The sequence below is a fragment of the Hymenobacter roseosalivarius DSM 11622 genome, from assembly GCF_900176135.1.
GTDB lineage: Bacteria > Bacteroidota > Bacteroidia > Cytophagales > Hymenobacteraceae > Hymenobacter > Hymenobacter roseosalivarius.
On sequence record NZ_FWWW01000093.1, the window covers coordinates 18,543 to 28,518 of the forward strand.

At 59.8% G+C, this 9,976-nt stretch carries 11 protein-coding genes and 2 pseudogenes; 4 read left to right on the top strand and 9 right to left on the bottom strand.

The window, feature by feature from the left end; all coding sequences use genetic code 11:
- The first annotated feature begins 74 nt into the window (after positions 1 to 74).
- Positions 75 to 752 (top strand): ferric reductase-like transmembrane domain-containing protein, encoded by a 678-nt coding sequence (locus B9A24_RS17845; RefSeq protein WP_084447374.1) that lies wholly within the window; start codon positions 75 to 77, stop codon positions 750 to 752.
- Between the two features lie 136 nt (positions 753 to 888).
- Here B9A24_RS17845 and B9A24_RS17850 read toward each other — a convergent pair whose 3' ends face one another.
- The 7 genes from B9A24_RS17850 to B9A24_RS17880 form a co-directional block, all read right to left on the bottom strand.
- Entirely contained in the window at positions 889 to 1,086 is a 198-nt protein-coding gene (locus B9A24_RS17850; RefSeq protein ID WP_084447375.1) for a hypothetical protein, read from the bottom strand.
- Between the two features lie 512 nt (positions 1,087 to 1,598).
- Positions 1,599 to 2,294: an alpha/beta hydrolase gene (locus B9A24_RS17855; RefSeq protein ID WP_200813966.1), complete on the bottom strand. Its 696-nt coding sequence runs from the start codon at positions 2,292 to 2,294 to the stop codon at positions 1,599 to 1,601.
- Positions 2,295 to 2,551: 257 nt separating this feature from the next.
- A complete protein-coding gene (locus B9A24_RS17860; protein WP_084447376.1) occupies positions 2,552 to 3,322 on the bottom strand; it encodes a LytR/AlgR family response regulator transcription factor in 771 nt (256 codons plus the stop codon).
- Positions 3,319 to 4,032, bottom strand: a complete 714-nt coding sequence (locus B9A24_RS17865) for a sensor histidine kinase (protein WP_317044260.1) — start codon at positions 4,030 to 4,032, stop codon at positions 3,319 to 3,321. Before B9A24_RS17865 ends, B9A24_RS17860 begins: the two co-directional genes overlap by 4 nt.
- 3 nt (positions 4,033 to 4,035) lie before the next feature.
- On the bottom strand, positions 4,036 to 4,533 hold the full coding sequence (locus B9A24_RS17870) for a hypothetical protein (protein WP_084447378.1): 498 nt from the start codon (positions 4,531 to 4,533) through the stop codon (positions 4,036 to 4,038).
- Between the two features lie 117 nt (positions 4,534 to 4,650).
- Positions 4,651 to 5,094, bottom strand: coding sequence for a hypothetical protein (locus tag B9A24_RS17875; RefSeq protein ID WP_084447379.1), 444 nt, complete (start codon positions 5,092 to 5,094; stop codon positions 4,651 to 4,653).
- A gap of 214 nt (positions 5,095 to 5,308) precedes the next feature.
- Positions 5,309 to 6,655, bottom strand: coding sequence for an acetyltransferase domain-containing protein (locus B9A24_RS17880; RefSeq protein ID WP_143435026.1), 1,347 nt, complete (start codon positions 6,653 to 6,655; stop codon positions 5,309 to 5,311).
- A 419-nt stretch (positions 6,656 to 7,074) separates the two neighbouring features.
- On the opposite strand from B9A24_RS17880, the gene B9A24_RS17885 reads away from it, so the two are divergent.
- From B9A24_RS17885 to B9A24_RS17895, 3 genes and pseudogenes are all read left to right on the top strand, one after another.
- Positions 7,075 to 7,281, top strand: a complete 207-nt coding sequence (locus B9A24_RS17885; RefSeq protein WP_084447381.1) for a transposase — start codon at positions 7,075 to 7,077, stop codon at positions 7,279 to 7,281.
- A gap of 279 nt (positions 7,282 to 7,560) precedes the next feature.
- Positions 7,561 to 7,773, top strand: a pseudogene (locus tag B9A24_RS23285) (T9SS type A sorting domain-containing protein); the annotation flags it as partial.
- A 227-nt stretch (positions 7,774 to 8,000) separates the two neighbouring features.
- The gene (locus B9A24_RS17895; RefSeq protein ID WP_143435027.1) at positions 8,001 to 8,702 is read left to right on the top strand and encodes a transposase; all 702 of its coding nucleotides are present in this window, start codon (positions 8,001 to 8,003) and stop codon (positions 8,700 to 8,702) included.
- A 34-nt stretch (positions 8,703 to 8,736) separates the two neighbouring features.
- Here the strand turns inward: B9A24_RS17895 and B9A24_RS17900 are convergent, their stop codons facing one another.
- Together B9A24_RS17900 and B9A24_RS23290 are read right to left on the bottom strand one after the other, a co-directional pair.
- On the bottom strand, positions 8,737 to 9,459 hold the full coding sequence (locus B9A24_RS17900; protein ID WP_159452099.1) for an IS3 family transposase: 723 nt from the start codon (positions 9,457 to 9,459) through the stop codon (positions 8,737 to 8,739).
- A 127-nt stretch (positions 9,460 to 9,586) separates the two neighbouring features.
- Positions 9,587 to 9,820 (bottom strand): annotated as a pseudogene (locus B9A24_RS23290) (transposase); the annotation flags it as partial.
- Positions 9,821 to 9,976: the final 156 nt, after the last annotated feature.

Sequence of the window (9,976 nt, forward strand, 5' to 3'; positions counted from 1 at the left end):
ACCAAAACCACTGGTCGCTTATCGTCCCGCTTCCAATTAGCCTCCGCCTCCTTCTTATCCGTATTTCGCTGTTCATGACTGCCACCACCGCTAGCCGCCCTTCCCGAAGGTTTTATCATCATGGGTTGCTAGCGCTTCTCAGTGGGCTACTGCTCAGCAGCCTTTATTTGGCGGTGAATTCGCCGGATGTTAACTACAAGTGGGGCATGAGCACGGCCTATGCTTCCCTCTTGTTGCTGAACATGACCCTACTGACCGGTCCCCTGAACGTTTTGCGTAAGCAGCGCAACCCCGTATCAACGGACCTGCGCCGGGATATTGGCATCTGGAGCGGCATCGTCGGGCTGGCCCACGTAGCCATTGGGTGGCAGGTACACATGGGCAACATGCTGCTCTATTTCTTCGAAGAAGACAAGCTCACCAAGGAACTGTCGCTGCGGGCCGACCTGTCTGGGTTTGCCAACTATATGGGGCTGGCCGGCGGGATTATCCTGATCCTGCTGCTGGCCCTTTCCAACGACCTCTCCCTGCGCAGGCTCAAGGCCCCACGCTGGAAATACTGGCAGCGCTGGAATTACCTTCTCTACGTGCTGGTGATCGTGCACGGCGTTTCCTATCAGGTCATTGAAAGCCGCCAACTACCTTATCCACTGCTGTTGGCCGCCCTCATCCTGCCCGTGCTGGTCATCCAGTTCAGGGGCTTTTTCCACTATCGAAAGAATCGCTTGGAGGGGGAAAAGAAAGTAGCTTAACGTGGGGAGCTAAGCACTGCGGTAGCAGACAACTCCTCTAAGCCCGGTTGCCTGCGTGTTGTAGAATCTCATCCTGCTACTGGCTAAAACTCGAACGCCCGGCAGGGCCGGGCGTTCGAGTTAAATAAATGGGGACTTACTTGGCCATGCAGCAGGCGGGAGCATCCGCCGCGCAGGCCGGTGTGCCGACTTGCGCGCAGTTTTGCACTAGGGGACAATCGGGAGTGCCTTTCAGCGAGCGGTTGGCGGCGGTAACCGTGGGGCTGGTAAAGCTAAACAGAACCCCGCCGGAGAGCAGCGCCGCAGCGCCGAACAGCATCATCTTGCGTTTCATCGGTTCGAGTGGTTCGAGTGGACCCGCCGGTACGGCAGCAGGGTAATTTAAAAAGCTACGGCCCGTACGCCGTAAGATTATTCAAGGGGGATAATTAGGCCTTTTCGGCCTTGAAGCCAGCGTCTTCCACCAAGGCCAGGACCTGCTCTTCGGTGACGTCGCCGGTCACGGTTGCCATCGTTAAACCGGGCGTTCCCTATCAAGCTGATTTTGCCAGAAAATTAGTCCCAACCCTTGCTTCTTAATACAGTTCGTTTTTCGTTCCTACTCTAGGGCGACCCCTAGAACCAAGTCGGAGGTTTTCCCCTATTTGTTTAACAACACCCTATATTCTCCATTTCCTGAGAGGCCCCAAGTAGGGCTGGAAAATTTGAGCGGATGCAATAACGGAACAGGGAACGGGTCTGCAAGGAAATGGCGAAAGTCTACTGCCGGAAAAATACCAGATGGATGAGGAGGCAGAGGATATCATGCCCGGCCGTTTGATGAAGATAAACCGGCCCCGACCCGGGTTACTTGCTGGTGGACCGCGTCTTCGGCTTGAAGACGGTTCGAAAAGCCTGGAGCGCCGCGGGATGATAAATAGTGGCGTGCGTTTCCTCCGGCAGGGGCTGATAATACCAGATGATGCTGCTCTTCGGGGCGCCACGGAGCAAGGACGCCAGGCGGCGCGACTGGGGTATTTTTTCATTGTCGCGGCTCGACCCTATGTACAGCGTTTTGGCTGAGCCTTTGTACGTGCGCAGCATCTTCTCTGCCTGGCCCACCAGCTGACCCTGATTCCACCACACGCTGGGGTCAAAGGCCACGTAGGTATCGAACAAAGCCGGCTCCAATACCAACGTTTCCACGACAAACAAGCCGGCCAGCGACTCCCCGACAATCCCCATCTCGGCAGTGGTGCGGTAGCGTTGCCGGATGAGGGGCATCAGCTCCGTGCGAATAAAGGTACGGTAGGCGGCCGACCCGCCAACCCGCGGGGCAATTTTCAGTTCTTCCGGGTTGGTGGTCGGGCCGGTGAGGTCGCGCCGGCGCTGGGTGTTTTCGATGCCGACCAGGATAAACGGGCGCATGGTGCCGTTGCCTGTCAACACCTGCACCAGCCCGGCCACGTGCAAAAAGTCTTCGGCCATGCCGCCATCGGGCATATACAGGACCGGTAGGCGGGCAGTACCGGAAGAGTCGGCGTAGGCGGCTGGCAGGTACACGTTGATGCGGCGGGTTTCGCCGAGGGCCGCCGAGGGCCGCCGAGGCGAGCGTAAAGGTTTGGCCCAGGGCCAGGGGAGCGGGGCTTTCCTGGGCCCGCACCGGCGCGCAGGCGGCCAGGCAGAGCGCGACCAGGACGGGCAACGGCGCGTAAGTTGCTTTCAAATTCATAAGGGGTAAGGGCCAAATCTGCCGAACTAAGGCATCTGGAAAGGCAGTTGGTGCTCGGGAAGGATGGAAAGGAGTGAGTTAACAGCGGCTAACGCGGTAGGCCGTGAAAGGAGGCCAGGTTGTCGCGGTAGTTGCGGGTCCACTTGAGCGTTTCGCCGTTGTTCATTTTCACCAGGTACTCGCCGTTGAAGTAGGTTTCCAGCTCGGCGATGTGGTTCAGGCCCACGATGCAGGAGCGGTTGATGCGGGTGAAGTCCAACGGGGCCAGTTGGGGCTCGAGTTGGGTCAGGCTCTGGTAAATGAGGTGATTTTTAGTGGCCGTATGCACACTTATGTAGTTGCGGTCGGCCTCGAAATACAGGATATCCGCCGTCTTTACAAAGAACAGGCGGCGCTGCACTTTCAGCAGGATGCGTTGCAGGAAAGTGGGGGTGGGCGGGCCCACTTCCGTCAGCAATGCCTGCAGTGTGAGGCTGGATTCGGCGCTACTGCGCGCAGCCAGGTGCTGCTTGACGCGCTCCACAGCTTGCTGAAAGCGGAGCCGGTCAAACGGCTTAAGCAGGTAGTCGGTAGCGCTGACTTCGAAGGCGCGCAGGGCGTATTGGTCGAAGGCGGTGGTGAAGACGACGAAGGGCTGGTGGTAGGGCCAGATTTCGTGCAGCACCTCGAAGCCGTCGAGCTCGGGCATCTGCACGTCCAGGAACACGAGATCAGGCCGCAGCTGCAGGATTTGCAGCACCGCCTCGGTGCCGTTGGCCGCCTCGCCCACCACTTCAATGGCTGGCTCCTCCCGCAGAAAGGTGTGGATGATACGCCGCGAAATCCGTTCGTCGTCGATGACCAGGGCCCGGTAGCTCATACGATGGCAGGTTCAGGGGTAGCAAAAGTCTGGGCCGGCGCAGGCTTGCCCTCGTAGGGTACCCGCACCACCACCACGGTGCCGCCGGTAGCGGGCTGGCTGAACTCGAGGTGCGCGCGGCCATCGTAAAGCTTTTCCAGCCGGGCCCGGGTGTTGCTTAGGCCGATGCCTTCGGCCGGGGCCGGGCCGGGGCGCCGCGTTGCGCTGGGCTTGGTGGCACCCCGGCCGTTGTCGCGCACTTCTACTAGCAGCTGCTCGCCCTCGCGGCGGGCCTCGATGCGTACCAGGGCGTCGCCGGCCAGCTGCTCGATGCCGTGCACCATGGCATTTTCCACCAGGGGCTGCAGCAGAAACTGCGGAAACAGGCAGTCCCGGGTGTCCGGGGCGATGGCCAGCTCGATGCGCAGGCGGTCCTGGAAGCGAATCTGCTGGATGTGCAGGTATTTGGTGACAAACTCCAGCTCCTCCCGCAAGGGGATGAGCTGCGCGTCGCCGTTGGCGATGACGGCCCGGAGCAAGTCGCTGAGCGAGGTGACCATATCAATGGCGCGGTCATTCTCCTGCTCCAGAATCAGGCCCACAATGGCGTGGTGGGTATTGAAGAGGAAATGGGGATTGAGCTGCATTTTCAGGGCCTGCAGCTGGGCCCCGGAGAGTTGCGCCTTGAGCTGCTCGTTGGCCAGCTCGTAGCGGGCGTTTTGGTGGTGCAGAGCTTAGATGCGGTAGGCATAGGCCACCACGCTGTGCACAAACACCAGCAGCATGTACATGGCCAGTGAATTGCTGAGCCGCAGGAGCGTGCTGGCCCACACCCCATCGGGGCCCCAGGAGCGGCCGGTGTGCAGCCCCAGGACTTTATAAAGTAAGCCGTACACCACGCAGGCAATGATTAAATTGAGCGTGAACTGAGCTGCCAAATGGATGGCCAGGTGGCGGGCCAGCCTGCCCGGCTGCCGCGGCGACGTGAGGGGTGCGCGGTGCACCAAATACAGGATGAGGGGGGTGCTTAAAAACCAGAGCAAACTGCGCAGCAGCAAGTCCAGCGTCTCGGAGCGGGTGAGGCCATGGCCGCCCTGCAGCGACCAGTACGCGTTGGTTTGCAGGTAGCCCAGCAGGACAAAACTGCTCCAGAACAGGGCGGCCATCCCCCAGAACAGCCGGGGGCGCACGGGAATGCCGGCGGCCTGAAACACGGTTTGCAAGAGGTTCATGGACCTGAATGTACGCTTAGGACAGGAGTGCTGCCCTAGGTGGTGAAAAACAACCTGCGCCGAACCTCTTGAGCGGCTGCCGAGGGCATACGTAACATGACGGTGTCCAGCGCATAGTCACGACTTCAAATCGAAAGGGCGACCGGCCAGAAAAGCCAGCGGCACCCCAATCATGAACACAAGTATCAGGGCCTCTCTAAGGGCGTGGAACGGTTGGAAGGGCCTGACCGGGACTTGGCTCAGCGGCAGCACCAGCAGATTCATTACTGCCCAAATCAACAAGCCATACAATACCCCGGCCGCCACCTTATTTCGAGAAATAAAACCCACCCTCCGATACAACCGAAAAAACAAAGCCGTAAAGGTGAGGGCAATGAAAAAGTGCAGGCTCAGGCCCAGCAGCATAGTGCCCCCAGCCCCCGAAAAGGCGGCGCGCCCCAATACACCGCTGGCAATAGCCTTCAGGATTAGTAGTGGGTTATTTTCCGTGGAAATGAAGAAGCTTGTAAAAGCCGCTAGGATGTCAAACGTGCCTACCAGCAGGCCGGCATACAGCACCATCCGGGGCGTGGAGAGGGCTGGGAAAGTCCGTTGGTTAGCTACCTGGCCCAGGAGTGTTGCAGCGTGCTTCGTGTCGGGTCGGGGTTAGGGTTTCGGGGCCTTGATTCGGGTGTCGGTGGCAATCCAGTTTACTTCCCAGGTTTTGCCGCCGTCAGCTGAAAAGGCTTAATCGAAATGGCAGGCATTCCCGGCCCTAGTGCGCTGCCCGATTCCCTCATAGGTAGGACCGCCACCAGTAGGAATGGCGCTGCTTGTAGCGCTGATACCAGCGACAGGGCCAGTACAGCGTCAGAATTACTAGGGCCCACACGGCGTAGGCCCGCAGCAGGCTGGGGTGGTAAGCGGCGGGCCATTCCTTGACGGAAACAAAGGAGAAGTTCACCGGCTGGCCAAAGGTGACCCGGGTCCAGACCCAGGCGGCGCCGCTAATGAGCAGCAGGTGGGCGACAAAGTAGAAAAAAGGCACCTGCCCAAAGGTACGCAGCCACCGGGCCGGCCGGCTCGTAGCCTTTTCCGCCACGCTGAGCAGCAGCAGCGCCCCGCCCAGGGTAAGGCACAGAAACAGCAGGGACGGCGGGTACTTGGTCACGTTGAGAAAGGAAAGCGCGGTGTAGCCGAGGCCGCGCGGCTGCACACTCCAGGGTGCGGGGTCGCCGTACCAGTTGGTGGCGCGCAAAGCCACCAACAGCCCCAGGGCCAACATGCTAGCTAGGCGCAGCCGGCGGTTGCGCTGTGGCAGCGGCAGGGCAAACCAAGGCCCCAGCACGTAGCCGGCCAGCATAACGCCCAGCCACGACCCAATGGAATAGGCCACCAGCAGCGGGGGCAGGGTCCCAATCGGCAGCAGAAAGGGCGGGTTGCGCAGCAGCGCCCAGCCGGCGTTGCTGGCCGTGACGGGCTGGATAACTGGGAGGGCATTATGCCCGGCGATAATGACAATGGCTAAGGCTGCGAGTACGCCTCGGGGCAGCCAGATAAGGGCGACCAGCAGCACCATACTCCCCCCAATAGCCCAGATGACTTCCAGCAGAATCATGCTGGTCTGCCATTGCAGCACGAAGCTGATGAGCACCACTTCCACCGCCACCAGCCACAGGCCCCGCGTGAGTAAAAAACTGCTTGTGCGGGCTCGCGAGCGGTGCTTTCGCGCGGACAGCCAGATGCTCACGCCCGAGAGAAACACGAAGGTGGGCGCGCAGAAGTGCGTGACCCAACGCGTGAAAAACAGCGCCGCCGAGGCTTGCGCAACGTCCTCGGCCCGCATCACCATGGGGGTCCAGAACTCGCGGATGTGGTCCAGGGCCATGATGACCATCACGAGCCCCCCCACCACATCGACGGCCTGCACGCGGGTCCGCTCAGTTCCTAAGCAGAGGCCAGCAGATGCGTCCGCCGGAGAGGAGGCAGCCGACGGGCTGGGGCTGAGAAAGACTTGCTGATTCATCGCCACTTCGTTCAGCGTGTAGTTAAGCAGCGAAGTAACCAATAAACTCCAACGGCCAACACCCGGAAATTTCAGACAGGGGGCTTTTTTATTCCAGCAGCACTTTTCTCGGGACAAAGACGATAAATAGGCGCAGTTGGCCTTGGTTAAACGTTTGGTCCAAAAGTTAAGCGATGGGCTGGAAATCGCCTTCCAATGGAAGATAAATAGGGCTTCTACGTCAAAAAAGAGAGGTTTTCTAGGGTTTCACCGGAGAAGTTGAATTCGCCCTGCCGGTTGTTCGGCGGCCAACTCATCCGCGAGCCGTCACCTGTTCTAACAACGTGTTGAGGTGCTGGTCGTCGTTGGCCTAAGCGTGAGGAGGCGATAGGGATGCCGAACAGGTCACAAAGGTGGGGTCTACAAGTGACGCAGATAGTCCCACTTTCTGACCCCCTCCAGAACTAACCGGCCACTATTCGTTGACTGGGGCCAGCAAAGTGTAGTGGCTGTTGCAGAAGTGGTAGCCTGCTGTCGGGTGTTCTCGTAGAGAGAAGATGCAAGGCAAAAAGCAGTTCACCGATCAAGTAGTCAGCCAGTTCTGCCTTTCCGAGCGGGTGCCGCGGCATAACCTCTACCGCCGGCTCGACGAGTTGCTGGACCTGCGCTTCCTCTATCCGGAAACGCAAGCCCAGTACAGCCATACCGGTCAGCCCTCGCTGGATCCAATGGTCTTCTTTAAGTGGGTGTTGTTAAACAAATAGGGCAAAACCTCCGAGTCCGTGGTCAAATGGCGTGGTTGCTGGTGATAAGGTGCAAACGAGGCGTAAGAGCAGCGAAAAACAGGGCGCTTTACACGTCCCTCAAGGCTATCGAAATCCGTCAGCGAAAAAGAACGTTAAGACTATACTTTTGCCCATGCTTTGAGTAACTCATTGTCAGTCAAAGAGCTAACCAAAAAAATTAGATGATTGTGCGCCCGATTCGGAGGTTTTGCCCTATTTGTTTAACAACACCCAAGCTTCAGCCTAGCACCAAATCCCGCGCACGGGAGCACCAACGTGTACTTGCCAGCATCAGCCAGGGCGAAGCATACTACGGTAACGCTACGAGACGCGCTCGGGCGTAGCGTACGCACCAGCCTTGTAACGAGTGCACAGATACAACTTGATTTGAGTGGCTTACTACCCGGGGTGTACCTGGTCCACGTGCAAGCCGGGGAGCAAACATTCACGCGCCGCCTTTTGGTAAACTAGCTGAAACCAGACAGCCCCTCATGTGAGGGGCTGTCTTCCTTTCTCTTCAGTCGTGTGCGGGCGAATGCTTCGCCATCACCCGTCGCGCAGGGTTACTAGACCAAGCACTTGCAGCACGTGACATTCTGCTGCAGCGCTGGAATCCGGTGTTATCCTTGCAGCGACACCGTATCCCTTGAGGTGGTCTAGGGATGACGGACAGAAGAAGGACGACTATTTCTTCTGTAATGACAGCACAAAAGAGCGGGGCGTCGCCCGACAAACGACGTACATACGACGAGGCGTTTAAAGCGGAGGCCCTGCGCTTGGCGTCCGAAAGCCGGAGCACGCAGGCGGCAGCCCGGCAGTTGGGCATCAGCCCGAAGCTGCTCTACCGCTGGCAGCAGGCCCAGGTGGTGGCCGAGGTCGGCAGCGTAGAGGCGGGTGCGCGACCCGGAGGTCCGGGCCCTGCGCGCCCGCCTCAAGCGGGCCGAGCAAGAGCTGGATATTTTAAAAAAAGCCTTGGTCATCTTCGGCCAGCCGACCCGGTGAGCGCCTACCAGCATATCGCCCAACGGGCCGGCCAGGTGCCGGTGCGCCAGCTCTGCCAAGTGCTGCGCGTGACCCCGGCCGCGTATTACGCCTGGCAGCGCCGCCAACAGGTGCCGGCGGTCGAGCCGGCCTGGCAAGTCGCGGTGCGCGAAGCGTTTGTGTACCACAGCCAGCGTTACGGAACGCGTCGGCTGCGGGCCGAAGTCCAGGCCCAGGGGCATGCCGTGGGCCGCTGGCGCATCCGCCGCGTGCTCCAAGCCCACGGCCTGCGGGCCCAGCAGCCCCGCTCGTTCGTGCCTCGCACCACCGATTCGGACCCGGCCGTGCACGCCGCCCCCAACCGCTTGCTCGGCCAGCTGGCCCCCACGGCCCCGAATCAGGTCTGGGTCAGCGACTGAGGTGGTCCAGTTAGGTAGGACAGTTTAGGGTCGTTTATGAAAGCAGCTGTTGGTGAGCAAGATAAGGCAGCTGATACCCAATGCTGGAGTGCAGCCGCTCGTAATTATAGTAGTCAAAATAGTCGGCGACGCTGGCCTGCGCGTCGGCTAAGTCGGCAAAAACGGGCCACTCCCGGCGTTCTAATTCTTCGGTTTTGAGCCGGGACCAGAGGCTTTCGGCCTGGGCGTTGTCGTAGCACTCGCCGCGGCGACTTTGCGAGCGCAAGGCCCCATGGGTGTGCAAGAGGGCGCGGTACTTGTTGCCGCAGTACTGCCCACCCCGGTTCGAGTGCACGAGTAATCCCGGCGTTGGTTGCTGGGCGAACAGGGCTCGTTGCAAAGCAACGATAATCAACTCTTCCGGCATGGTGGCCATCACCTGCCAGCCGACGACGTGCTTGCTGGCCACGTCTTGGAAGGCACATAGGTACGCCCACGCGCCACTGGCGATTGGCAAATAGGTGATGTCGCTGACCCAGACCCGATTCGCCTGCACCACGGGCGGTTGGTCCAGCAGACGGTTCGGGGCACAGCGTAGGCCATGCGTCGAGTTGGTAGTGCGTGGCGTGTACGCCTTGGGCTGCAAAGCCCGTAGCTGCCGGCGGTGCATCGCCGTGCGCAGGGCCTGGCGGCCTACGCGATGCCCCTGCTGCTGTAGGGCCGCGCGCCGCCGACGGGTGCCATACCGGCTTTTGTGCGTAGCAAATACTTGAATCAAAGCTAGTTCCCAAGCGGGTACTTCCGCTACTATCACCTACTGGCCTTGGCACCAAGCATAGTAGCGGCTCGGGGTCACCAGCAGCACCTGGCAGAGGCGGCGCACGGGATAGTCTGCGCGGTGTGCGTCAATGAAATGGTAGCGGCTCATTGGTCGCTGGTCTGTGAAAAGATGGCGATGGCTTTTTTAAAATCTCCAACTCTTGCGCTTGCCGCCGATTGGCGGCTCGCAACTGGCGCAACTCGGTAGCCATGGCCGGGTCCAGGGTGGTCCCCATCGCTGCCGCAACGGGTGTTTGGGCAGCTTGTTGCCACTTATAGAGCAGCTTGGGACTGATGTTGAGAGCACGAGCAGCGGCCTGCGCCGAACGGCTTTGAAAGCTGCATCGTACGTGCGCCGTTTAGTGGGTTTAGAAGGAGTAGCCATGACGTAAGAAAGGTAAGACCCTTTTCTGTCCCGCTTGACCCGACCACCCCCCCTAAAGTAGGCCAGTGAAAAGTAGAGGAAGGGGGTACAT

Excerpts from the sequence above, each read along its gene's own strand:
- B9A24_RS17850 (WP_084447375.1), bottom strand. The coding sequence starts at position 1,086 with ATGAAACGCAAGATGATGCTGTTCGGCGCTGCGGCGCTGCTCTCCGGC.
- B9A24_RS17895 (WP_143435027.1), top strand. The coding sequence starts at position 8,001 with ATGACAGCACAAAAGAGCGGGGCGTCGCCCGACAAACGACGTACATAC.
- B9A24_RS17875 (WP_084447379.1), bottom strand. The coding sequence starts at position 5,094 with ATGGTGCTGTATGCCGGCCTGCTGGTAGGCACGTTTGACATCCTAGCG.
- B9A24_RS17845 (WP_084447374.1), top strand. The coding sequence starts at position 75 with ATGACTGCCACCACCGCTAGCCGCCCTTCCCGAAGGTTTTATCATCAT.
- B9A24_RS17870 (WP_084447378.1), bottom strand. The coding sequence starts at position 4,533 with ATGAACCTCTTGCAAACCGTGTTTCAGGCCGCCGGCATTCCCGTGCGC.
- B9A24_RS17885 (WP_084447381.1), top strand. The coding sequence starts at position 7,075 with ATGCAAGGCAAAAAGCAGTTCACCGATCAAGTAGTCAGCCAGTTCTGC.
- B9A24_RS17860 (WP_084447376.1), bottom strand. The coding sequence starts at position 3,322 with ATGAGCTACCGGGCCCTGGTCATCGACGACGAACGGATTTCGCGGCGT.